Below are 25546 nucleotides of genomic sequence, written 5' to 3' on the forward strand. Positions count from 1 at the left end.
CTCTTGTTCTAACCCCTTGATGTTTCCATTGGATTGACGATAATCTGTTCAAGCATCAAGGTGAGTTTCGGATCATGATAATGTGCTTTAATATCCTGTATTAATTGTTGATATGAAAGGGATTGATAAAAGGATTTTATATCCGCTCTTATAAGCAATTTAGGCTTCATTTCTTCAAGAATTTTTTTACCCGCTGTGTCGCCAGTTTTACCCCACTTGGACCATGAAGATGGTAAAAGAAAAGCTATCCAAAGGAGGCGGAGGCCCAAAACTGAAAATAGAAGTCATTTTGCTGATGACATTGGAGTATTTGCGAGAGTATTGCACATATTTTCACATAAGCAAAAGTTATGGTATCTATGAAAGCTATGCTTATAAACTAATTCGCTGGACTGAAGATACCCTAATCAAAAGTAAAATATTTAGCTTGCCTGGTCGTAAGACATTAGTAAAAAGTGATGTTGAATACGAAGTAATACCGATTGATGCCACTGAAACACCAATAGAACAGCTTTAAAAAACAAAAACACTTTTATTCAGGAAAAAAGAAAAAGCATACGCTGAAAATACAACTTATAGTGGATAAAAATTAAAAAGAGATTGTTTGCATGAGTTTTTCTAATGGTAAACGGCATGATTTTAGGTTATTTAAGCAGTCTGGTGTCCATATTCATCCAGAAACCAAAAGCCTAACCGACTCAGGTTATCAAGGAATACAAAAGTTGCATCAGAACTCAGCCTTGCCAAAGAAAAAATAAAAAAGAATCCATTGACTAAGGATGATAAGAAGAAAAACCATGAGCTCTCTAGTGAGTGCGTTTTAAACGAGAATGAAATTGGAATGCTTAAGCGCTTTAAAATCATTGCTGACCTGTATAGAAACAGAAGAAAACGATTCGGATTGGGATTTAATTTGATTGCTGGTATTTATAACTACGAGTGCAACAATTGAGGTTTGGAAAGAGGTCTATTAAACCAAGGCCATCAATGTTTTCTCAATACTGTTTACTTGAACTAAGCTTTCATCTTTCACATTCATTAACAGTAATCTTTAAAATAAAATATTTGTCTTGATGTGCTAAATTTACCATAATAGCCACTTTTTTAATCCAATAGTACTATGCCATCAAAATTGCTTACCATCCAATTGTTAGAAGAGCTCGTGCACACTGCCGAATTAAATCAAGAAGGCAAAACTGCAGACTATATTCCCGAACTGGCGAATGTTAATCAGGAATTGACAGCAATTGCGGTCCAACCCTTGGGTGAGAGCCCCTTGGCTTATAACAATAATCCTCTTCATCCAGTGACTTTGCAAAGCACAGGTAAGATGATCCCTTTGATTGGATTACTTGAAGAGTTTGGTGCCGATCAATTATTTGAATGGGTCAAGGTGGAGCCCTCAGGTGATGATTTCGCTTCCATCACTCGCTTGGAACAGTTTGGTCCTAAACCGTCAAATCCCATGTTGAATGCAGGTGCCATTGCTTTATGCTCACGCATTCCAGGCATAGGTGAACAGCAATTTAGGTGGTTAGAGCATTGGGTACAAAAATTATTTAATCAACGCCTCAGCATTAATCCTCTGGTCTTTGCCTCTGAAAAACGAACCGGTAATCGCAATCGCTCCCTCGCTTATTTGCTGAAAAGTAGAAATAATCTTGGAACAGATGTTCATGAAACACTCGATTTGTATTTCGCGCTATGTTCCTATGAAGCAATGTTGGATCAGATGCTGTACTTACCTACTTTGTTAGCGAATAGAGGGCAAGATCCGGACACGGGTGAACAAATACTGTCTATGGAAACCTGTAAAATTACTTTAGCTATTATGGCGACTTGCGGATTGTATGATGAAACAGGTACTCACATGGTTAAAACAGGGATGCCAGCTAAAAGTGGTGTGTCTGGTTATACCATCGCGGTTGTTCCAGGTAAAGCGGGCATTGTGGTGTTAAGTCCAAGAGTGAATGCGAAAGGAAATAGCATCCGCGGTGAAATCATGCTGGAAGGCTTGTCCAAAGCGATGAATTGGCATTTCGCATTACCTTGATTTTTAAGAAAAGAGTACTATGGGATGGAAAGCTATGGCTTTTATTGAAGTGAAATTACGATAACAATTGACTTATAAAATCTGAGAAGAACAACTTCAATTAAACTTGGATTAAAGGATTAAAAATGAAAATTGCCGTTATTGAACCTATAGGGATTGCGATTCAGGAAATTCGTTCTGAATTACCAGAGCACATGATTATCGAATGTGACAGCCGTCAATGGGCTGATGAGCAATTAATTGATTTTGTGAAGGATGTAGATATCATTGCACTGACGAATCGACGTTTATCGGCTGCAGTCATTAACTCGGCGATGCGATTACAATTGATTGCTGTTGCATTTGCTGGAATTGACCATATTGATAGGGATGCTGCGAATAAAAGAAATATTCTGATAAAAAATGCAGCGGGCTATGCCAATACAGCGGTATCTGAATTAGTATTTGGACTCATGATTTCTCTTGCGCGTCATATTCCAGATAATAATCAGAAAATAAGAGAGCAAGGTATAACCAATACCGGCATTGAATTAAAAAATAAAGTGCTGGGTATTGTCGGTTATGGCGCAATCGGAGCAGAAGTTGCACGACTTGCTAACGCATTTCAAATGACAGCTCTAATTTATGACAGGAAATCTCAAGTAACACTAGACGATTTGTTTTCCCAATCTGATTTCGTCACTTTACATGTGCCACTTACAAATGAAACCAAAGGCATGGTTAACTTAAGACTTTTATCTCAAATGAAAAAATCAGCTTATTTGATTAATTGTGCCAGAGGGCCCATTGTGGTTAGCAGTGATTTAAAAAAAGCATTGGAACAGGGCGTGATAGCAGGTGCCGCATTGGATGTATTTGATGTTGAACCACCATTAACTGCAAATTATAGCCTTTGGGAGGCACCTAATCTTATCGCAACACCACACATAGGATTTAATACAAGGGAGGCACTTGTAGCCAAAGGGCAATTGACTATCAAAAACATCAAAGAGTTTCTTTCGTCCCGGCTATAAATCCGTGTAAAAACATAAAGAAACATAAGACGTTGATTGCAAAATATCTTATAGTACTTCAGGTGTAATCTAAACCAGGGCAAAATCATGCTTTAACGTGAGTTATGGATAAGGATTATATAAAAACCAGGGAATATCCAGGATCCGTTTGGGCTGGGGAGGCATTTCTCCCCAGCCCAAACGGCCCGAGATTACGACAGATCTTATCCATAACTCACGTTACTTTACCTGCAATAATATCCAAAACACCCCTTGCTGTTTTTAAAAATAATTCCCGTGTTATCCCACGCAATAGACTTGACCAGTTTGAGCACCCTCAATACTCTTGCTGTAGGCAAGTGCTGCACGTGCAGCAGATACAGGTTCATAGCCTCTGAAATAGGGGCCGTAGTTTTCCATGGCTTCAGTAATAACTGTAGGACTTACGCCATTGATTCGGATCCCTCTTGGCATTTCCAGAGCAGCACTTTTAATAAAACCGTCCAATGCGCCATTGACCATGGCAGCAGAACTTCCATAGAGAATGGGGTCGCGATTTAATATTCCGCTTGTTAAGGTAAATGAGCCATTGTCATTAATATAGTCTAATCCAGCTAACACTACGTTAACTTGTCCCATTAATTTATTGGTCAAACCAATTTTATACTCTTCTTCTCCCATGTCTTTTAGGGCGCCAAAGTGTACTTTGCCGGTAGCCAACACGACCGCATCAATATTATTTAATTTTTTATACATCGCATCGATTGATTGTTTATTGGTGATATCCACTTGAATATCGCTGTTTTTATAACTTGCTGAAATAATTTCATGTCTTGGGCTTAATTCAGCAATGATTGCTTTTCCAATTATCCCGGTAGCACCAACCACCACTATTTTCATAATTTACTCCCTCTTTAATCCAATAAAAAGCAAGCTTTCCATGAAGAATATTACAGTATCAACAATGAATTTAGCAAAAAAGAAGTATATCAGCTGTCTGTGATTACTGCCGATAAACAGGAGCATTGAAGAGGTGAATAGCAGTATAATGTCTCAATTAAGCTCTTGCTTTGCAACATGTAAAATGGTGAGTACGGCTTATATCAGCTCAAATTATTTGTGCAAACCACAGATTGATTCCTTCCACTAGAGTAGGGTGGGCGAACATCATATCGCGCAATTTTTTATAAGGCACACCCAACTCCATTGCTAATTGGATGACCCCTAATATTTCACCGGCTTCCGCACAGAAAATAGAAACGCCCAAAATCAAATCGGTTTCAGTGTCAATGACTGCTTTTAAAACGCCAATGGTTTCCCCTTGGGTTTTGGCCCGAGGAATTGCTGCTGCTGGAATTTTAGCTATTTTAATTGGACGGCCTTGGGATCTCGCCTGAACTTCAGTAAGCCCGATGCGTGCTAATTCCGGGTCGAGAAACACTGTATAGGGAATAAGCCTGTTCTGGGAAGAAAGTTTTTCCTGAGGGTTTTGTAAATTATGTTTCACTAAGCGATAGTCATCGAGAGATAGATGGGTAAACTGTGCTCCTCCCTTGACATCTCCCAATGCCCAAATCCCTGCTGCAGTCGTTTCCAGATATTCATTGACTTTGATGAATCCACGCTCATCAAGTTCAACACCTGTTTTGTCCAAATGCAATCCTGCTGTATTGGCGATACGCCCTACTGCAACCAGGATAGCGGTGCCACGGATAATCTCTGACGGACCTTGTCGATTAGCCTCGACAATCACTTCTGTTTGTTCTTGACGAATGGCATTAATTTTTGTGTCGATAGCAAATTGAATACCTTCATTGGATAAGGTCTGAAAAACCTGTTCAGCAATGTCTTTGTCTTCCCGGCCAAGGAATTCACGGCTGGCTTCAATTACTGTGACCTCGGAGCCAAAACGGCGAAACATTTGCGCAAACTCCAAGCCAATATAACCACCGCCAATGATCAATAAATGTCGGGGTACCGAGTCGGTGTTCATTAAACTATCATTGGTGAAATAATTTACCTTATCGAGCCCTGTAATTGGGGGAATGTATGGTAGAGCACCTGTATTAATAATAATTTTATCAGCCGTGATGTGCAGTGTTTTTTGATTGTCACGTGGTGAGGATAGAATAACTTCAATCATTTTTGGTCCAATAAAATGACCATGCCCTAACATGAGATCCATCCCTGAATCTAAAAACTGTTTTAAATTCGCTTCACGCATTCCTTTTACCACAGCTTCTTTACGTGCTCGAATCGCTTTAAAATCAATGGTCTCCAATTTGGTGTTTAAACCATAGTCTTTTGCTTTACGGCAGAAATGTGCCACTTTAGCTGCTTGCACAAGCGTTTTCGTAGGTATGCATGCTACATTAATACAGGTTCCACCAATCTGATTGTTTTCAACCATCGCAACTTTCTGCCCGCTTTTGGCCAAATCCATTGCAAGAGTCTTTCCGCCTTTGCCTCCACCTAAAATGATGGTATCAAACTGTAAGACCATTCTCTTTCTCCTGATAGCGGTAATAATTGATTCAACTAGTAGCTACTCCTGCTCACAATACATGAATTAATGAGGAAAGTTCGCGCAAGGCGATAAAAAATATGGTGTAATCGATGTTTTCACCACCCAATAACATTTCTAACAATTTTTCCCAGCGTTTTTGAATAGAGTAGTTTTGTTCCAGCCATGAGTGTATTAATTTTTCAGAAGTGCGTTCTTTGGTGTTAGTGGTTAAAACCGCAATAGTCAAACGTCTTTGAAGATTATCCAATTCATCACGCAAAGACAGCCGTGCCATAGTATTCCAATGCCCTTCACGTGAATCACTGGCTATTTGGTCGCGAAACCAAACGAGATTAAATTGACTGCCAACTTTAAAGTAGGTTTCTGCAGTGAGTGATAACTCAAATTGATTTTGAGAGGCCACTTCAATGATATTTAATGAAGTATAAAGAGCCCGGGTTATAGCAATTTTTTGAGCCATATCTTTTTCAATGCCAATACTGACGAATTGACTAATGAGTTTCTCAAGGTATTCTTTAGTGACACCACCCATGAGCTTGGGAATTAACTGTTCGAGTTTGTTGACTGACTTGCCATAATTTTTAATATTTTCTTCAATACCACCGGCCAGTCGATTATTATGCAAAAACCAGCGTGTTGCCAAGTTGAGTAATTGGCGAATATGATGTAATAATTCATATTGCGTTGATAAAGATATTTTGTCTTGAAATGAATCAATCAGATTTTGTAAGACATGCGTTTGGAAAATACAGGCTGAAACAGTATAAGCGCAGGCAATATCAGCAATCGACATACCGGTTTCCATCAGCATTCGGTACATGAAGGTAATTCCCATGTTGTTAACCAGCTTATTGCTCAATTGTGTTGCTATGATTTCACGAGATAAAGGGTGTTTTGGCAATGCTTTTGAATAAGGTTTTCTCAGTGAGGGGGGAAAGCCTGTTTCCAAAAAAGTTGTAAAGTATGGGTCATCTGGTAAATTCGATTTTAATAATTCGTTAGCAATATGAATTTTGGTATGCGCCATTAAAACAGCAAGCTCTGGTCTTGTCAGCCCTGCACCTGTGGCTTTGCGTTCCAGGAGTTTTTTTTCATCAGGAAGAAATTCGACACTTCTGTCCAGGTTAACCCACCTTTCCAGCTCTTTGATGTAATCTTGATACAAGCCACTGTAATGAGATGAATGAGCTGCTGATATACTTAAAATCAGAGCTTGATTGTAATTGTCTTGCAAAACAAGGTCGGCGACTTCGGCTGTCATTTTGCTTAGCAATTGATTGCGTTTTTTTTCTGTGAGTTTCTTTTCTCTAATCTCCTTATCTAAAAGAATTTTGATATTGACTTCATGGTCAGAGCAGTTAACTCCGGCAGAATTATCAATTGCATCTGTATTAATAAGGCCACCTTTTAATGCAAATTCGACGCGTCCAAGTTGAGTAAAACCCAGATTTCCTCCTTCTCCCACTACCTTGCAGTGTAGTTCTGCACCATTAATACGGCAGAATTCATTGGTCTTGTCGCCAACATCCGCATGTGATTCCGTGGTTGCTTTGACATAGGTTCCAATACCGCCATTAAACAGTAAATCCACTGGTGCTTTTAACAGTGCTCGAATAAGCTCGTTGGGTGTCAGGGCATTTGCTTCTATGGCCAGTGCTTTTTTTACTTGCGGGCTAATGGGGATAGATTTGCTTGAACGTTTGTAAACGCCACCACCTTTTGAAATAAGTTGAGTATTGTAATCTTCCCAGGATGAAGTAGGTAAATTAAACAGGCGAAGTCTTTCTTCATACGATTTTAAAGGGTCGGGATTCGGGTCGAGAAAAATGTGGCGATGATCAAAAGCAGCTAGCAGCCGTATATGTTTTGAATAAAGCATGCCATTGCCAAATACATCGCCACTCATATCACCAATACCTACTACTGTAAAATCTTGTTGCTGAATATTGATGTCAAGTTCACGAAAATGTCTTTTGACAGATTCCCACGCACCACGTGCCGTAATCCCCATTTTTTTATGATCGTACCCGGCAGAGCCTCCAGAGGCAAACGCATCGCCTAACCAAAATCCATGCTCCTTGGCAATACTATTGGCAATATCGGAAAAGGTAGCTGTTCCCTTGTCAGCAGCAACAACCAGATAAGGGTCAGGATCGTCGTAACATACAATATTCTTTGGAGAGATTATTTGATCATTGATTAAATTATCGGTGAGATCCAGTAAACCATTGATGAAGGATTTATAACAGGAGATGACTTCCTGTTGGATTTGTTCGCGTCTAGCTGAATGAAGCGGCTTTTTCAAGACAAAACCGCCCTTGGCGCCAGAAGGAACAATGACGGCATTTTTTACCTTTTGTGCTTTCATAAGCCCTAAAATTTCAGTTCGAAAATCTTCTGGCCGATCGGACCAGCGAATACCACCTCGGGCTACTTTAGTACTGCGCAGATGAATTCCTTCAAAACGTGTTGAGTACACAAAAATTTCATAAAGTGGTTGACCTGGTGGTAAATCAGGAATTTCGGAAGACTTTAATTTAAACGAGAGGTAATCTTTGGGCTGCCCCTCGCTGTTCATCTGAAAGTAATTAGTACGAAGAGTTGCTTTCATCAAAGCCCAAAAGTAACGCATAATTCTATCTTCATCAAGGCTGCTAATCTCATCAATGCTTGTTTGAATTTTCTGTTCAAATGCGGACATTTCTTTTTGAAAAGAAGATTTCTTTTTAAGGCCAAATTTCAAATAAAAAAAGTGAATCAGATCACGCGCAATAGCTGCATGCATTTCGATGGTTTTTTCAATATAGGATTGGCTGTAACGAATGCCAATCTGATGCAGATATTTTGCATAGGCTCGCAAAATAGTAATTTCTCTCCAGGAGAGTCTTGCACATAACACCAATTTATTAAAACCATCGTTTTCACAAAGACCAAGATTGATATTAATCAATGCCTCGGCAAAAATATCCTTGACCTGTGTAATATTGAGTGACTCGGTTTGAGAATAGGTTACGTTAAAATCACTAATCCAGAATAATTGTCCTTCTCGTGTTTTGATTTTATAAGGGCGTTCGGTATAAGTGCGCAGCCCCATGTTTTCAAGCATAGGCAAGATGTCAGATAGGGGGATTGGGGTCTCATACCGATAAAGTTTAATGTGCAAAGGATATTGCGAGTGAGTGGTTTCATAAAAATCGATAACCAGCGGATTATCTTGGGACAGTTTCTCTATTTGTAAAATGTCCTGGACTGCCTCTTCTGGAGAATGCTGCTCGCAATAACTCATTGATAGTGTTTCGGTGTATTTATCAATGAGTTGTTTCCCTTTTTGGGAACCATATTGCTGAGTTAATTGCTTTTGCAATTTATCTTTCCATGAGTTTGTCATCATTCTTAAAATTCCATGCCAGATATGTTGTTATCGTTACTCAAAAGTATAGGCTATTTCAAAGGGAAAAATAAAAATTTGCTAACTTACTGTTATACAAAGTGTAATATCTGTTTTCAGGAAATTTTTAAGTAAGCGTTAATAAAATATTAAGGTCATAAAAATATAATAAAGCCTTTTTTCGATTTGATAAAAAGAGTTCATAAAGATAAATTTGAAGAAATGGAAGACGAAAATCTAAGTCGTTTATCCATTTAATTTAAATTAGTTAGAAACTTATGCTGTTTTTGCGGGAAGCTGTAATGGATAGTGTTTATTTTTCTCAACTACTTGCCACTTCACAGGCCGCGTTATATCGTTTATGAAGGATATCATTGGTTCCTGCCTATATTTTTGATGTGCTGACTTAATAATGAGTTATTGAGTTGGCATCTAAAGCAAGACAAAACATAATGATGGATTAAATAAAATTATTAAAGGATTGAGAGCGTGCATGTATTTTATGGCTTATTAGGTTTCATGATATTTAATTTGGTGGCTTGTGAAAAAGTTGCCTTAATGACCACACCACCTAAAAAACAGCAATTATCTAATAGTCCGCTGGCTACTCGGGCAGAGCGATATTTTTGGCAGACACTTCATCAGGGGCGATACCAGGACATTTCCAAGGCGGACTATTTGCTGATGGCAGCTTACCTCGAGAATCCGTATGATTCGAAATTAGCAGCTCATCTCGGCTTTATTCATATTTGGAAAATTACGGAGAGAGAAAGAGCAAAAAATAACTCTCCCTTGCTTCCCAATGAAATTATTCTGTCTAAAAAATACTTTGCCGATGCCTTGCAACTGGATCCGGAAAACCCAATTTATCAAGGATTTTATGGCGATACCCAATTAGTAGAAGGGCAGATTTTTAAAGACAAACAAGAAGAAGTCAGGGGATATTTCACTTTAAAGGAAGCGATAAGCAATTGGCCTGAATTTAATTATTTTACAGCTGGATATCCAATGAGTAGTTTAAGTGCTGACTCGGATCATTTTAAAAAGGGTTTGGATTGGCAATGGAAAACATTGGATGTCTGTGCCGGTGAGAAGATTAGTAGACAAAATCCTGATTTTACCCCTTATATGAATAGGGAAACGACACTAGGCACACAACGGGCCTGTTGGAACTCAGAAATTGCGCCTCATAATTTTGAAGGTTTTTTTATGAATATGGGTGATATGCTAGTTAAATCCGGAGATCCCGAAACGGGCATAAAAATCTACAATAATGCCAAATTGACTAAAAGTTACAATAAATGGCCGTATAAGGACATGTTGGAGAAACGTATTCTTAATGCGAAAGCCAATGTACAGAATTTTAATCAAAAATCTAATTCCCCAGATCAGTCGATTATGTTTAATTCGGGATATGGATGCGTGGTTTGCCATCAACGGTAAATACCATCTGATTATTCTATATTAGGCGACTTCATAGATTAGACCTCTTGCATAACCTGCCTCTTTGATTTTATTGCTGCGTTGCAAATGTTTCTGCGGTGCTCATTAATTGCATGTAAACTTCGCTCCTCAAAACGTTTGCCCTTGCCCTAAAACAAAATAATCAGATTATGCAAGAGGTCTATTATTATGAAAGTGAAGTCTCAGCTTAAAACTCTTGCTTGTGTTTTTGCAAAACAGGCAGGATAAAAGCGCAAGAAGGTGTTATAGTTTTTAACTCATTTCGGCAAAGAAATTAAAAAATATGGAAAAAATTACTATTTATCATAATCCTCGGTGCTCCAAATCAAGGCAGGCATTGAAAATACTGCGGAACAAAGGTTTTGAGCCAATGATTATTGAATACCTTAAAACTCCTCTTGATCTGGAACAATTGAAAATATTACGGACTCACCTGGCTCTTGAAGACTTGGTTCGCACGAATGAAAATGTGTTTAAAGAATTGGGCCTGTCTCTGGATAATGAGGCACAAGTTTTAGACGCTATGGTAAAAGAACCTATATTAATACAACGCCCAATTGTCACATTTAAAGGTAAGTCTGTTATTGGGCGTCCTCCTGAGAAAATTCTGGAGCTCTTTGATTAATATCTATTGTGCGATAAAAATAAATTCAGCCCATACCATGACTACTCATTAGCATTGTAAAAATAAAAGCATTTGCAACGTTTTAAAGAGAATAGCTTTTTAATTGCGATGCAAATTGCCTTAGCACAGCTAGTCCTGATTCTTCTGCCTGGGTACACCATTTTTGTATTAGGTTAAGAAGATCCTTATTGGATAGGGAGGTTTTTACCCATATCTGCTGTAATAATTCGCGATAATTATGCACAGCTTGCAAGCTATCATCCTGGTTTAGCAATGTTTTCAATCGTAATTGGTCAGATTGAGATAGCTGCTCGTTCTGTTTTTTAAGTAAATGGCACACACTCTTTAAATCTCGATTTTTTATGCGGCATTGCATATCACGCAAAGTGGGAGATATAACCAGTTTGTAATAATCAGATATGATTTGAAAGCGATTGCCAAGAATGGCTTTTACCGAATCAACATCTATTTGAGATTTATTTTTGTCAATAATCAATTTTGGGGGTAGTTTTTTTACTTTGGCAAGTTTTAAAAAAGATAAACAACGTATATAAAACCAACCTAAATCAAACTCCCACCACTTAATGGAAAATTTAGCTGAAGAGGCATAGGTATGGTGATTATTATGTAATTCTTCACCGGCAATCAATAAACCCCAGGGAAAAACATTAGTTGAAGAATCTGAAGATTCATAATTACGATAACCCCAATAATGCCCAACTCCATTGACTACACCAGCAACAAGAGGTATCCACATCATTTGGATTGCCCAAAGGGTAATTCCAGGAACTCCAAACAAAAATAGGTCAAGAAAGAGCATTAAAAATATGCCTTTGTTCGCATGGCGAGAATATAATTTGCGCTCAATCCAGTCATTGGGAGTGCCATAGGAGTATTTTTTAATCATGTCCTTATCTTTAGACGCCTCTCGATATAATTCTGGAACCTGCCAAAATACTTTTTTTAAATTAAATACCTGAGGGCTATGCGGATCCCCTTCCATGTCAGTATTGGCATGATGTTTCCGATGAATGGCTACCCATTCTGCTGTGCTCATCCCGGTCGTTAACCAAAGCCAGAAACGGAAAAAATGACTAACAATCGGATGTAGAGTAAGTGCACGGTGTGTTTGATAACGATGCAGGTAAATAGTAACAGCCGTAGTGGTAATGTGAGTCAGGACAAGCCCAGTCAAAAGATATCCCCATAAGGTCATATTTAAAAAACCAAACATCATTTCTCCTTTTATGCGCCAATAATTGTGTAATTGGTAAAGCGATATGTAAGAATATCTTTTATACGTTAAAATACGCCAAGTATAAACTATTTATTTTTATCTTAATGGCATTTAAAAATTAAAAACTCATTATTTCAGCTCTTTTATTAAAAGCTGCCCCGGATTTTTTTCTTGCATTATTCTGATACCCTGATTTTGGCGGTACATACTTTTGTATTTTGGCTGAGATTAAATCTGAAAAACCTTGCAAGAATTCAAAATCCTTAATTTTAATGCGTTCCAGTTTTTGATTGATTAATTTTTCTATAGACAGCAACTGCTTGATTTCATCAGTGCTGACCAAAGATACAGCCAATCCAAAAGCACCGGCCCGCCCTGTTCGCCCAATCCGATGTACGTAGTCCTCAGGCACATTAGGTAGGTCAAAATTCACTACACAGCCAAGTTTCTCAATGTCTATGCCACGCGCTGCGATGTCTGTTGCAATTAATGTTTGCACTTTGCCGGATTTAAAATCCTCCAAGGCTTTTGTTCTTTGGGCTTGTGATTTGTTGCCATGAATAGCGACTGAATATATTTGGAATTCTGCCAGTTGTTTAACCAGTTTATTTGCTCCATGTTTTGTGCGTGAAAAAACCAAAGTTTGCCCCCAGTTATTCTTATGAAGTAAATGGCTGAGAAGGGCTAACTTATGATTTCTATCTACTGGATAAACCGTTTGTTTTATGGTTTTTACCGTAGTATTTCTCGGTGCAATATCAATTTCAACCGCTTTATTCAGTATGCCTCTGGCTAAAGTACGTACTTCAGGGGTAAAGGTTGCTGAAAAAAGCAAATTTTGCCTTTTTAAAGGTAATAGCTTAATAATTTTTTTAATATCATGAATAAAACCCATGTCTAGCATTCTATCCGCTTCATCCAGTACCAAGGTATCAATCTCATCAAACTTAACAGCATTTTGCTGATACAAATCTAACAATCTTCCTGGTGTCGCAACTAATATTTCAAGGCCTGAGCCTAATTGTTTAATTTGGCTATGGCTTTTCACTCCCCCATAAATCACAGCTGAGCGCAGGGTTAAGTATTTGCCATATTGGATTATGCTCTCGTGGACTTGAATGGCTAATTCTCGTGTGGGGGTTAAAATGAGTACTTTAGCCCGGTTACGGCTGGTTCGGTTTTGCTGAATGACTTTTTGCAAGATAGGTAAAACAAAGCTTGCTGTTTTTCCTGTTCCTGTTTGCGCGGAACCTAGTAAGTCATGTCCACTTAAAATGAGGGGGATAGCTTTTAATTGAATGCAGGTAGGGGTAGTATAGCCTAATTCACTAACTGCCCTGTGTATGGGCTCTATCAGTGCTAATTTTTTAAAACTCATTGTTTTCCTTATTGATATCTATTGGTGTTGCCGGCTCTGCGGTTAATCATTCATTATTTTTGTGATGAAAATGAGGGATTAATTAGAGGAGAAAAGTAGGATCCTTGGAGTATTTTTTGAAAAAAATCTTAGGAATATAAAACATCATTATAACAGCTATTCATAAATGTGTCTTGTTTATTTTGCACAGGCTCAGATTGTTAATTAACAGGTAACATGCTAAGCTCCGCAGTAGATTTAATTCTACGCACAATACTCTTTTATGATCGTTTGATTTTTTACTCTTCTTGCTTTCCTCTAGATCATTGTTCGTTAATACTTTCAGGAGCAATGATGAAACAAAAAAAAATATATGTTGGTAATTTGCCATTTGGAACAACTGAAGAAGGGCTAACCATAAAATTTTCTCAGTATGGAAAAATCGAGGAGATGTTCTTAATCAAAGATAGATTAACAGGACAAATGAAAGGATTTGGATTTATAACTTTTTCTTCACAGCATGAAGCGGAGTCTGCCTTAGAAATGAATGGTCAGCCATTTGATGGGCGTTCATTAAAAGTATGCATGGCACAAAAAAAAACCAATTCTGTTTCTCGTAGCCGATGGTAAAATAGGATAGTTACTTAATACTGATCTTATCGTATGTAAATTCAAAACTAAAACTAAATCCTTAATCTGCGTTGGCTCAACTTTTTTAATCCTGAGTGAGCCATTTATTTTCTTGTCTTTTATCTATTCCATATGCAAAAATAACGACCAAAGCATTGGGCGATAATAGTCAGCATGAAAGCGAAAGGTTTTTTCAATGAGCAAGCTTCACTGAAGGGAAGCAAAATCACACAGAATTCAGTGTGGATGCTATCGTTTGGTCATATTTTTCTAATAACGCTCAGCAATGTTCTGGTTCAATATCCATTTGACATGATGGGACTTCACACGACCTGGGGGGCGTTCACTTATCCGGCAATTTTTATTTTAACTGATCTGACAACGCGGATAGCAACAGCGAATAAAGCGCGGAAAATTATTATGCTGAGTATGGTTCCTGGGTTGATATTATCCTATCTCGTTGCAAGCGCTATTGAGGCAGGCAATAATTTCAATTGGGGCAGTTTATCAGTGTTACACCTCATGCCATTCCGTATCGCTCTGGCTTGTTTTATAGCTTACGTTATTGGACAATTGTTAGATGTGGCAGTTTTCCAACGCTATAGAGATCAGCCCGCCTGGTGGCTGGCCCCGACTCTGTCAGCCGTTGCAGGTAATTTTATAGATACAGTATTATTTTTTACTATCGCGTTTTATCACTGCTCCAATCCATTTTTAAGTCAAAATTGGCCTGAAATTGCGATGGTTGATGTCTTTTTTAAAATCATCATTAGTTTAATTGCTTTTGTTCCGGTGTATGGTCTGGTTTTAAGTATTCTTGGTGTCAAAAATGCCAACAAATGAATGGTATAAAGCGAATTTGAGACCATTTTAAAATAAGGATTAATTATGCTGACTGGTTTGAAGTTATTTACAAAAGACCTCAAGATTTTAAATGGCAAATATATCCAGTTAGAACCTGTTGCCAACCAGCACCGTGAGGAGTTGCGAAAAGCAGCTAATCATGAACAAATTTGGCAATACATGCCGCAAAAAGCAACTGACAGTTTGTTTAATCCCTGGTTCGATGATTGTCTTGAGAAAATGTCTACAAGGGGCCAAATTACTTATGCCGTGCGTTGTAAAAAAGAGGGGGATCTTAAAGGGGCTACTGCATTTTACGATATTCAACCAGAAAACAAACGGCTGACTTTAGGCTACAGTTGGTATATTCCTGAGGTATGGGGAACAGCGATAAATCCGGAATCAAAGTTGCTCATGTTGCATCAGGCTTTTGAAATTTGGGGGATTAATCGAGTAGAAATGGGTACAGATTCCCGTAATATTCATTCCTATCGTGCTATCAAAAAACTGGGCGCAACGGAAGAAGGAGTATTACGTCAGCATATGATCCTTCATAATCAGGTGATAACGGATACTATTGTTTTTAGTATTCTTTTCTCCGAGTGGCCAATAGTAAAAGAGCGATTAATGCAGAGATTGAACTATGCTGCAAGCGATAAAGATGACTTGATTATCCCAGTATAGTACTCTTTTATTCTCCAGATTAAATGATTCATCACAAAAACTATAAGGACGTACAGCCTTATTGTTTTTTAATATTAATAGAATGAAAAAGTGTTTGTATTTTTCTTTAATTGAGTGAATATTTGTTTCTACCTGCGAGAATGGAGTGCTCAATGTACAACAAAATGTTTAAACCTCTGGATATTGATCCGATTTTATATTTCAAAATGTACAGTAATCATACCGAGGGAAGAGTTGATGATTGTTGTGCATTTATTTTAATGCCAAGTGGGTTACAACGGCATTGGGTCTCTTTGCAATCGATTCAATTTGCTTTTAATAAGTGCGGTGATATCCTTGGGATTAGCATTATTTTTTCCGGGAATGAGTGGGATATCCACAAAAAGGTTCGAGAAACGATGGAAGGGATGTTGAAACTGAAGCTTCAGCATGAGAGAGGGGAAGAACTTTTCGTTTTTGATGAAGAAAAGAGAACACTTCATCTTGGAATAGTACCTTGTAAGGATTCACGGACGTATATAGAGGGCATTATCGCTTTGATTAAGGATAGCTATCGCTTGAAAGCCGATTTTGCTGAAGACATCAAATCTCAGCTTCTGAACAAGGACTATCTGGCACAGGAATTTACTCGTTTGCGCTGGAGGCCTCCGGAGAAGGAATCCCTTTGTCTGGTAATGTAGTTTTAGAATCATTCACATTATAAAAATAGAAAAATTAAAATTTCCAGTGGATAATTTCCTCCAATTTTCTATATTAATCAATTTCTCCTGTATGCTTGGTTTTGTACCATTGTCTCTTGACAACTCCAAGGTTGAAAGCTCAATATTCTTTATTTAATTTAAACCAAGGATGAGGAATTTTATTGTTCAGGAAGAGATGGCTCATTTTGTTGTGTGTTCTGTTGAATAATGGCTGTTTCCTGCTTGGACCAGAATACAGGAAACCACCTGTCAACGTACCGCAAAAATGGCCGCATAACTATTCAATTCAAACTAAGCAAACTGCTTATTTACCGGACCTGTATTGGTGGGAACAATTCAATAGCCAGGAGCTCAATGCCTTTATCCAAAAGGCATTACAAAATAATCACCAGATTCACCTTGCTATGGCCAATATTGAATCCGCACAGAGTCAATTGCAGCAAATCCAATTAAATTGGTTGCCTAATCTCACAGCCCTTGCAGGTTACTCTCAGTTCCCCGTTTTGGGTAATCCGGGTACGACGGTAATTGCCTATCCAGCCTACATCATTAATATTTTTCAGCAATATAAGCAACAAAAAAGCGCGCAAGCCATGCTTGAAGCCAGTATTTACGCGCAATATTCTGCCAGACTGGTTGTGATAGCCCAGACTTCAGCCAGCTTTTTTACCTTACTTGCTCAGAATGAAGCTTTACATTTATACAATACACTACTTGAGGACTATCGAACCTATCTCAAACTGACTCAAAGCCAATACCGCTCAGGTTTAATTTCGCTTGACAATATCACTCAAATCAAAAGTCATATCCAACGAATTGAGGCACAAATCAAGGTAGTTCAGCATAACATTTTGGTGAGTAAAAATGCCTTGCATTTTTTATTCAATGAAAATCCTGGAGATGTTCAGATTAAAACACTATTTGGAAATATCGATAGCAATCAATTGATACCAGGAAATTTACCGGCCAGCGTTCTCAGTATGAGACCTGATATTCATGAAGCAGAAGCGATGTTAAAAGCAGCGCATGCTGACGTTGGCGCGATAACCGCGAATCTTTTGCCAGGGATTAATTTAGGAGCCTTCCTTGGTGAGGGATCCAATGTCGATGGTGCCATTAAATTAGGGCAAGCCTACTTAAATGGACCGATAATTGATTTGCCGCTGTTTGCTCAGGTTGATGTGAGTAAAGCTCGATACAAGACAATCTATATCAAATATATTACCACTATCCGTGAAGCTTTACGGGATGTTGCTAATGACTTGTCTGCCTATTCAACTTTCAGCCAACAATTAAATAATAATAAATCCGCTTTAAGCGATGAAAAACAGCGATGCCATTTGACAGAGGTTCGTTATCGTCATGGAATTGATGATTATTTAAATTTAATAAAATGCCAGCTCCTGTTAGACGAATTTAAGCTGATGATAAACCAGAACAAGCTGGAAAAACTGCTATCGATGGTCACTTTATACCAGGATTTAGGAGGTGGCTACCATGGGCATTGATCAGCAAAAAACAATCCGCACATTGCGATTATCCCTGACGTGTATTTTTCTTTTTATAATTACCTGGTATTACCAGGTACCAGAAAGCGCATGGACTTTAGTGACCATATGGTTTGTCATGTATGAATATTCCACTGTTGGTGGCGTGCTGACAAAAAGTTTTTTGCGCTTTGCAGGTACGGTTTTAAGTGCTATCTATGGAATGATAGTTGTTTATTTTTGTGCCAATAACCCGTTGATCAACATCATGGCTTTAGTCCCTGGTTTGTTTCTTTACGCCTATTTTTTCATGGGGGGAGATAAGACATACATTGGTACCATTGGGGCTGTAACACTTACTATTGTATTGCTGAATTACAATGACATAGATACGGCTGTATTGCGGGTGTTCAATGTCATTATCGGCGTTATTGGCTCCATGTTCATGATCCGGTTTTTTTATCCCCAATACGCAAGAGATAAAGTTTTAGAGATTCAATTGAACTTTATTACTCAACTGGCGAATCTTTTAGAAAGCTACCTGAATCCAGCCCGGTCATTGGCAGCTATCCAGAAAGAGTATTTGGAGTATGAACGCAAGATGCTCGATGGTTTTACTTTATATAACCGTTATATTGGCGAAGCCAAAATAGAAACAAAGAAAGCTCCGTTTTTCATTCCCCATTCCATGGCTGCCATGCAACATTTCAGGCGTCTGTTTCGTTTGTTCAGTGTGTTTATTTATTATTTATCCACTGAGGAAATTCGATCAGACCCATGGGTATGTGATCAGTTAGGTAAACTTCTGAGTAATTTACAGGCTCTGCAACGGCAATTGCTGAAACAGGAAGAGGAACCTGAGACTACAGAAGTTGCTGTTGAAGAGCTAGAAGAAGAAATCGTTATAGAAACACCCAATATTGAAAATAAAATAGCAACAGAAGCCATTGTAAATAATATGCAGAAAGAAATTGCTTTGCTTGATGCTGAAATTAAGGAAATAATATTAATTTACGATGTTTATGATATCAGGTTGAATGAGATGTAAAGATTCATCCCAATATCATGGGAAGGGTTAAATGGAAATAAGGATGAAAGAGACACATGAGTGACAAACCCAGAGCAGGATTTCCTGTAATTATTTTATTGTGTGTGTTTCTATTCATTCTGATTTATCATTACTCGTATTTATTTCCCTTTACGAACAATGCATTTGTTGTCGCGAATGTCCGCCCAGTTGCCGCCAATGTAAAAGGTTATATCACCAATATCTATGTTAAGAATGAGCAAGAAGTAAAAAAAGGCCAACCATTATTTACCGTATTCAAAGCACCCTACGAACTGGCCTACCAGAAGGCTGTCAGCGATGTTCAAGAGGCGAAAGCCCAATTATTGGTATTCAATAAACAAGTTGAGAAAACGAAATACCTGCTGCAAGCACAAAAAGAACTTTATGAAAAATTTCGCTTTGATTATGAACATAATCATTCTGCCTTGCGCGATCACGCAGTTTCTAAACTGACTGTCAACACGATGTTAAAAGAAAAAAATGCTGCACTAAGCAAATTACATGCATTGCAAAAAGAGTTAGAGGTCAACCAGCAACAAATCATTGTGCAAAAAAAGAAAATTGATTCTTTAATTGCAGTGATGAAAAATGCCAAAATCGATTTAGATGAAACCACAGTCTACGCCAAACAAAATGGGGCAGTTCAGGATATGTTTGTCGCATTGGGAACCCCCATCAAGATCAGAAAGCCAGTCTTTGCTATAGCAGATACCGATACCTTGTTTATCCAGGCCAATTTCAACGAGACGGACTTACGAAGAGTTCAGCCAGGGGATAAAGTCTCTATTTTTCCGAGAATGTATTTTGGATCTAAAATTTATCATGGAGTGATTCTTTCCAGAAACTGGGCTGCCAGCCGCCTGGAAACCCATCGGGCAACGCAAATACAAATTGTTCGCAATAGCGAAAGCAACTGGTTTTTATTGCCTCAGCGTTTGCCGGTACAAATTCAAATAACAGATTATGATCCGGTGCATTACCCATTAAGCATAGGCGCTAGTGCCTATGTGTATATCCATACGCATTGAGATCACGGAAGGAATTAGAATAAAGAGTTCAATACACAAGTCCTGTTCGATTTCCAGTGTTAATTTTTGTTGGCAATTTGACGAACGTCATTTTTTAGACTAAGTTTATTTTAATAAATTGGGCAAAAATTGATCAAAATGTGAATTTCATAGTTGCATGACAAGGAGGTCATATGAAAATTCCATTTGAAGGAAAATGGCGTGCGACCGTTACCAAACGTGAGGCTGGTTTTAGTCAACGTGTCGTGGTTGGAGGCGCCATAAGCGGGAATGGCAGTTACAATGGTGTGGTTGGCAACAGCTTCGTTTTTGAAGACGGTTGGGTTGAGCTCCAGTGGAATAACAATGCTGGTTCAGGATGGCAGGAGAGTGCCGTCATCAGTTCCGTAGGAATGACGAGCCCATTGGTTGTTGTAAAATTTGTTTCAGCGGATGACAATTTTCCAAACCAACGAGATGGCGATTACGATGATTTGCAAGTCCGTTTTGAGCATCTTGACGCTCCTTTTGAAGTAACACAAAGACCTTATGCCCTTGATAGAGGCTCCCTTGCTATGTTTCCTGACGGCATTTTTGATGCTAGCCAGGGGATACAATACATGGGAGTGCGAATTAAAAATACCTGGTTTTTTGATTGGCAAAGTAGTTTTCCAGCTACTGGGATGAAAATTGGTATTGCACCTGCGAGTCGTTCGGCATTGTCTGCTGCGGGCATTATAGTAATTGATAGTTGGACACCACAGGAACAAGAAAGTTTGGGACAAATCATGGATGGTGGTTTTGTGAGAGTCCCTGATCTAAAAATCAATGAGGAAATAACAATTTACTTCAAGTTGGATGTCAGTAATGCCAATCCATCCAAACCTGACATTGGTTTTGTGGCTCAGCGTGATGCTTATGATCCACGCTATGATGAGCCAACACGAATAGTTAATAAAAAAATTTTCATTAGTCGCTCCAGTTATGATCCTGTAACCAAGGAATTGATAACCGCGATTCCCGAAGGTACTTTACACCTGAAACTTAACAAAATTGCCATTGACCGCAAAGGAGCTACAAAAGCAGCTCAGGAATTGAAGAAATGTCTTAAACAGCATGGAGGAGGCATAAAAGGGATGTCGAAATGGCTGAATAAGGTAAGCCGTGGTTTTTGGCAAAACAGTAAAGACAAGGAACGTTGGTGCAAGGAGCAAGGTAATGATTTATTACGTAAGCTTTTAAAACAGCTATTAGATGGAAAAGACATCGATATTTGTCATCTTAAGGCGATTTTGGATCAATGTTGTGAACACCCAACTGGTGATTGTGAGTGTTGTCCTTGTAGTGATGGCGATGGCAGGCCGGGAGGTTGGGATGATGGGACTGGTGTTGATGGCTGGTGCCGAGTGAAACCTGTATTCTGGTTACCGCTGGATTTTGAATATAAGGTAGTCCCTAACCCGGCTTACATTGGTCAGTTTGGTCCTCTTGCTTTCGAAGATCCCTGGTGGAAAGTAGTCTTGATCATCTTGGCGATTATACTGGCTATCGCTTCAGTCATTTATGATTATGTTTATGCTTCAGAAGATAACCAATACATCATTGGGCAGGTTGTCCGCAATGGGGATGCTCCAACCAATCTGGTTGATGCGGCAGTAAGCAATCTCAATGGCTCACGAGGGGTTGATCTGGGACAACTGGATGCTCAGAGCAATGATATTAACAACGGCAGCCCAATCACCACATTAGACAGTATTATTCAGCTTGATCGCACAGTAGCAGGGAGTTATTTTGGCACGCTTGACCCTGTTTTGGGTAACGTCGTCTGGAAATCAGGGGCTACCAGTGCCACAACCAGAGGATTTGTCAGTACTCTAGGAACGTCCGTCAGCATACCCTATGATGAGCATGATACGCTTTCAGGTACCGTTACTTACACTAACGAAGTAGTTATCAGTGAGCTTGCTGCGGTTCCACAAACACTCTCCGATCCTGGTGATTCGGGATCGGTATGGGTTGATCTGGCAACAGCGCGTCCAGTCGCCTTAAATTACGGCAGCCCAACAGACTCCAGTGATAATCGGGCTTTCGCTAATCCGATACGCTCTGTGATTGACGTGCTTAACTTACGATTTTAATGACAAGGAAGTACGAAAATGAAAAGGGAATTTTTTCAAAAACTCGACAAGATTCTTGATATTGCTTCCGAACATAAACAAATGTTGTTGCAATATCCTGATGTGGTCATGGTTGGTGTAGGACCCGAGCGTCGCAAAGGCAAAATTACAGGGGAGCCTGCAATTATTGTTACGGTACGTAAAAAGCGCTCATCCAATGAATTAAAGAAACGGGGAGAGAAGCCCTTGCCTCAAACTATAAAGGGTATTCCTGTTGATGTGATTGAGCTTGGCAAAGCCGTGGAAGCTCCCGAAATTATCGCGGCTCAGGAAAAAGCAAAAAAAACGATTAGCAGAATTCGGGGAAAATGGTTACAAACTCCTAACATTACAGCGATAGGCTATGGCTACAAAGAGCAAGGGGGGGAACTCGATTTTAACACCATTGCCATTCAGTTTTTTGTCGAAAAGAAACTTCCTATGGCTGAGCTGCAAAACCAGCAAATAACCCCCATTCCTGAAAAAATTAATGGGGTGAGTACTGACGTTATTCAGTTATCTCCCATCCGCCCGGCTGCAGCTTCCGGTTCTAGAGGGGATAGTCATGATCCACTCAAAGGAGGTATTGCGATTGGAGTAGGAAGCAAGCCATTTCATTACGGCACTTATGGCGCCACAGTATTTGATCGAACCACTGGTGAACGCCTCTTTCTTAGCAATCAACATGTTCTTGATGCCTCTCCTGGTACGGATACTATACAGCCTTCGCCAGTATTATTGGACGATTCAGTGGAAGTAGGGTTTCAATTGGATGTTTGCTTACCTATCCATTTTATCAGGCTGGATACCCCAAATACTACTGTTGGCACTGTGTTGGCTGGGGCTGCTGTAGCAGCAGCTGTTGCCGCTGCTTTAAGCGATGAAATTGATCCGACAAGGCGAGGCCAGGAAGCGACAATGTCCCCTACAGGTTCTAAAACATTATTTGAAACTCAAAAAGTTAAAATGGATTATCCTGAATTACCTATTCCAGGAACGCCGTTTAAAGTAAAGACATCATGGGATTATGAGCGCCATACGGATGTGGGTATTAAAACATTCAGTGTCAGTGAAGAAAAAAAGAATCCTCATGTTTTGCGCGATAAATTATTAATTACGGACAAAAAAATTTATCACCCTGGAGATACTATTCGTATTTTTGGATTAATATTGCCGGACGAGTGTGCTCCTGCATCACAGGCCAGGGACGATCGCCAACCCATTACCCCTAGGGAATTGGACGATATAACTCATTATCCTAATGTGGCTTCAAGTATCAATCTTGACCTGGTAGCCACAATGGACTCTAACAATGCCTCCTCGCCAGCGCGTCGTACGAATACGATGGCTGCTGTAATTAACCCAAAGCGATGCCGTTGTGATCGTTATCACCCTGTTGCCATTCTTACACCAACGACGGAGGATCGTGCTTTTCCAGTTGTTCTGCATGAGCCAGTGTTTGCGCAAAAAAATCAGATTTTCCAGGATTTGCTGACCATAGTGAAACAACGTGACGATGAGAAATTGTTGGAGCGGGTGTTTATTCTGCTTCGTTATGGTTGTATATATAGCGGCACATTAGGTGTAAACAATATTCCCACTGGCCCATGGAAACATTTTTTCTATGTTCAAACAGTGAACACCGCAACAAGTGATATGAAGCCGCTGCTGGCCGCGCAAATTATTGGTGGATTACCTGTTTCGCAAAATGCCAAAGCGGACTTGGATATAGCGTGTGGCCCACTAACCTGGGAAGACGGTGAGTTTGATATTGAGTTGATATAGTGTGTACAGCAGGGCTTATTCATATTGGCCAATAGCCGTGGAATAATGTGAGTTGTATTGATAAGTAATACCTTAAAATCAAATTATTTTCATCAGCTATAAAATAGTGCTATGCTTTTGCGGCCAAAATGGTACGAAGACTATTAAGTCACATTAGATACGTTTTATTTTGAAAGGAATACTCTATGTTTGGTTTTTTTAGTGATTACAAACAATACATCACTCTGAGAAATTTTGCTGTCGTTTATAACGGGCTTACAGGCTTGGCAGTATTGTATAGCTTGTGGAGTAATCCTGAGGCTGATCCCTCTGAATACGTTATTGATATCTCTATTCACGCACTGACTGCTATTACTTTAATGTGTAAACAAGCGCCTGAATCTGTAAAGGCAGTTGCTATGGCGTTAAATACGTATAGGGGATTTGATGCTTTGTTTAAGGCTGTCACTTCGCTTCCTTCTACAATCCCAGGTATCGCCAATGCTGTTGATGTCCTTAATCATCGTTTTAATTTTAAGGAGCTTGAAAAACTTGGCAATGAAGAAACTGCAGAAACCAGAACAGCAGTTCAGCATGCCATGTAAAGTCTGGATCGTGTTTTCTGGTAGAAGATGGTGATTTATCAGCCATTTTCTATCGGGTTCTCTTATATCAATCTCCTGTTAAACAGTATTTTTGCATCTAAGCAAAATGAGTAAACAGTTTATTGCTTGTAATCCACCAGAAATTTTTTCACAGCTAACAAATCAATATAGGCTTTTTTCTTATCCGATGGGTTGCGTAAAAGATAGGCGGGGTGATAGCTTACGATAAAAGGAGTATTGTCATAGTAGTGAATACAATTACGCAGCTGCTTCAGGGGCAGTGGTTTATCCAGTAAAAATTGTCCGGCGAAACGCCCTAACGCAAGGATTAAGTGTGGTTTAATGAGTTTAATTTGGCGGGTCAGGAATGAACTGCATTGAGAAATTTCCTCAAGAGCTGGATCACGATTATTAGGGGGCCGGCATTTCAAAACATTGGCAATGTAGATGTCATTCTCTGTCATTTCAATGCTACGTATCATCTTGTTTAATAAAAAGCCAGCCTTTCCTACAAAAGGTTGTCCTTTCTGGTCCTCATAAAAACCAGGCGCTTCACCGATAATCATTAGTTTTGCTTTTGGATTTCCACGAGAAAAAACAGTTTGGGTACGTGTGTTATGCAGAGAACAACGTACACAGGATGCCACCTCATCCGCTAAATCTGCTAGATGCTTTTCACAAGAAGGAGTTGATTTACGCATCACCCAGACTTCAATTCCCATAGTCTGTAGGTAGTAATTGTTCAATACATCTGACATAAAAAACTCATGATATTAATAAAATCCGGATTATAGATTAGACTTACCTTTTGTAACTCAGGACTTACGCCCCCCTCCAATTTCTTTGTTAAAAACATTATTTGTCTCGGTCTTGGAGTTTTGCTTAAGTCCTATAACTAATCTATTGTATCAGTCCTATTTTAAAGAAAGAAACTTAAAAAAACATCATAAACTCACT

20 protein-coding genes and 1 pseudogene are annotated in these 25546 nt (G+C 39.1%); 15 read left to right on the plus strand and 6 right to left on the minus strand.

The window, feature by feature from the left end; translation table 11 throughout:
* Positions 1 to 235 precede the first annotated feature (235 nt).
* From EL201_RS15780 to EL201_RS01330, 3 genes and pseudogenes are all read left to right on the plus strand, one after another.
* A pseudogene (locus EL201_RS15780) lies at positions 236 to 952 on the plus strand (IS5 family transposase); the annotation flags it as partial.
* A 168-nt stretch (positions 953 to 1120) separates the two neighbouring features.
* Complete coding sequence (gene glsA / locus EL201_RS01325) at positions 1121 to 2053, plus strand: glutaminase A (protein WP_027223354.1); 933 nt, start codon at positions 1121 to 1123, stop codon at positions 2051 to 2053.
* 125 nt (positions 2054 to 2178) lie between these two features.
* Complete coding sequence (locus EL201_RS01330; protein ID WP_027223355.1) at positions 2179 to 3066, plus strand: NAD(P)-dependent oxidoreductase; 888 nt, start codon at positions 2179 to 2181, stop codon at positions 3064 to 3066.
* 279 nt (positions 3067 to 3345) lie between these two features.
* Here the strand turns inward: EL201_RS01330 and EL201_RS01335 are convergent, their stop codons facing one another.
* The 3 genes from EL201_RS01335 to EL201_RS01345 all read right to left on the minus strand — a co-directional run bounded on the left by EL201_RS01335 (position 3346) and on the right by EL201_RS01345 (position 8963).
* Complete coding sequence (locus EL201_RS01335; RefSeq protein WP_027223356.1) at positions 3346 to 3945, minus strand: short chain dehydrogenase; 600 nt, start codon at positions 3943 to 3945, stop codon at positions 3346 to 3348.
* Positions 3946 to 4153: 208 nt separating this feature from the next.
* On the minus strand, positions 4154 to 5548 hold the full coding sequence (locus EL201_RS01340) for a mercuric reductase (RefSeq protein WP_027223357.1): 1395 nt from the start codon (positions 5546 to 5548) through the stop codon (positions 4154 to 4156).
* Between the two features lie 52 nt (positions 5549 to 5600).
* The gene (locus EL201_RS01345) at positions 5601 to 8963 is read right to left on the minus strand and encodes an NAD-glutamate dehydrogenase (protein WP_027223358.1); all 3363 of its coding nucleotides are present in this window, start codon (positions 8961 to 8963) and stop codon (positions 5601 to 5603) included.
* Positions 8964 to 9449: 486 nt separating this feature from the next.
* On the opposite strand from EL201_RS01345, the gene EL201_RS01350 reads away from it, so the two are divergent.
* On the plus strand, positions 9450 to 10403 hold the full coding sequence (locus EL201_RS01350) for a hypothetical protein (RefSeq protein ID WP_027223359.1): 954 nt from the start codon (positions 9450 to 9452) through the stop codon (positions 10401 to 10403).
* Positions 10404 to 10707: 304 nt separating this feature from the next.
* Positions 10708 to 11049: an arsenate reductase (glutaredoxin) gene (arsC, locus tag EL201_RS01355; protein ID WP_027223360.1), complete on the plus strand. Its 342-nt coding sequence runs from the start codon at positions 10708 to 10710 to the stop codon at positions 11047 to 11049.
* Positions 11050 to 11131: 82 nt separating this feature from the next.
* On the opposite strand, the gene EL201_RS01360 is transcribed toward arsC, so the two are convergent.
* Complete coding sequence (locus tag EL201_RS01360; RefSeq protein ID WP_027223361.1) at positions 11132 to 12286, minus strand: DesA family fatty acid desaturase; 1155 nt, start codon at positions 12284 to 12286, stop codon at positions 11132 to 11134.
* Between the two features lie 118 nt (positions 12287 to 12404).
* Positions 12405 to 13664, minus strand: coding sequence for a DEAD/DEAH box helicase (locus EL201_RS01365; RefSeq protein WP_027223362.1), 1260 nt, complete (start codon positions 13662 to 13664; stop codon positions 12405 to 12407).
* 333 nt (positions 13665 to 13997) lie between these two features.
* Here EL201_RS01365 and EL201_RS01370 point away from each other — a divergent pair, with 333 nt between their 5' ends.
* The 10 genes from EL201_RS01370 to EL201_RS01415 all read left to right on the plus strand — a co-directional run bounded on the left by EL201_RS01370 (position 13998) and on the right by EL201_RS01415 (position 24589).
* Positions 13998 to 14273 (plus strand): RNA recognition motif domain-containing protein, encoded by a 276-nt coding sequence (locus tag EL201_RS01370; RefSeq protein WP_027223363.1) that lies wholly within the window; start codon positions 13998 to 14000, stop codon positions 14271 to 14273.
* Positions 14274 to 14447: 174 nt separating this feature from the next.
* Positions 14448 to 15116, plus strand: a complete 669-nt coding sequence (locus tag EL201_RS01375; protein WP_027223364.1) for a 7-cyano-7-deazaguanine/7-aminomethyl-7-deazaguanine transporter — start codon at positions 14448 to 14450, stop codon at positions 15114 to 15116.
* Between the two features lie 45 nt (positions 15117 to 15161).
* Complete coding sequence (locus EL201_RS01380) at positions 15162 to 15800, plus strand: GNAT family N-acetyltransferase (protein ID WP_027223365.1); 639 nt, start codon at positions 15162 to 15164, stop codon at positions 15798 to 15800.
* Positions 15801 to 15952: 152 nt separating this feature from the next.
* Complete coding sequence (locus EL201_RS01385) at positions 15953 to 16480, plus strand: host-prenylated T4SS effector PelA (RefSeq protein ID WP_027223366.1); 528 nt, start codon at positions 15953 to 15955, stop codon at positions 16478 to 16480.
* A 182-nt stretch (positions 16481 to 16662) separates the two neighbouring features.
* Positions 16663 to 18009, plus strand: a complete 1347-nt coding sequence (locus tag EL201_RS01390) for an efflux transporter outer membrane subunit (protein WP_027223367.1) — start codon at positions 16663 to 16665, stop codon at positions 18007 to 18009.
* Complete coding sequence (locus EL201_RS01395) at positions 17999 to 19036, plus strand: FUSC family protein (protein WP_027223368.1); 1038 nt, start codon at positions 17999 to 18001, stop codon at positions 19034 to 19036. Before EL201_RS01390 ends, EL201_RS01395 begins: the two co-directional genes overlap by 11 nt.
* Before the next feature lie 56 nt (positions 19037 to 19092).
* On the plus strand, positions 19093 to 20085 hold the full coding sequence (locus EL201_RS01400) for an Lpg0257 family Dot/Icm type IV secretion system effector (RefSeq protein ID WP_027223369.1): 993 nt from the start codon (positions 19093 to 19095) through the stop codon (positions 20083 to 20085).
* Positions 20086 to 20258: 173 nt separating this feature from the next.
* Positions 20259 to 22202: a chymotrypsin family serine protease gene (locus tag EL201_RS01405; RefSeq protein WP_027223370.1), complete on the plus strand. Its 1944-nt coding sequence runs from the start codon at positions 20259 to 20261 to the stop codon at positions 22200 to 22202.
* An 18-nt stretch (positions 22203 to 22220) separates the two neighbouring features.
* Complete coding sequence (locus EL201_RS01410) at positions 22221 to 24005, plus strand: hypothetical protein (protein ID WP_027223371.1); 1785 nt, start codon at positions 22221 to 22223, stop codon at positions 24003 to 24005.
* A 185-nt stretch (positions 24006 to 24190) separates the two neighbouring features.
* Positions 24191 to 24589: a lpg0260 family Dot/Icm T4SS effector gene (locus EL201_RS01415; protein ID WP_027223372.1), complete on the plus strand. Its 399-nt coding sequence runs from the start codon at positions 24191 to 24193 to the stop codon at positions 24587 to 24589.
* A gap of 119 nt (positions 24590 to 24708) precedes the next feature.
* On the opposite strand, the gene EL201_RS01420 is transcribed toward EL201_RS01415, so the two are convergent.
* Positions 24709 to 25347, minus strand: a complete 639-nt coding sequence (locus EL201_RS01420) for a uracil-DNA glycosylase (RefSeq protein WP_027223373.1) — start codon at positions 25345 to 25347, stop codon at positions 24709 to 24711.
* Between the last annotated feature and the right edge of the window lie 199 nt (positions 25348 to 25546).

This window comes from Legionella pneumophila subsp. pascullei (assembly GCF_900637585.1).
Taxonomy (GTDB): Bacteria; Pseudomonadota; Gammaproteobacteria; order Legionellales; family Legionellaceae; genus Legionella; species Legionella pascullei.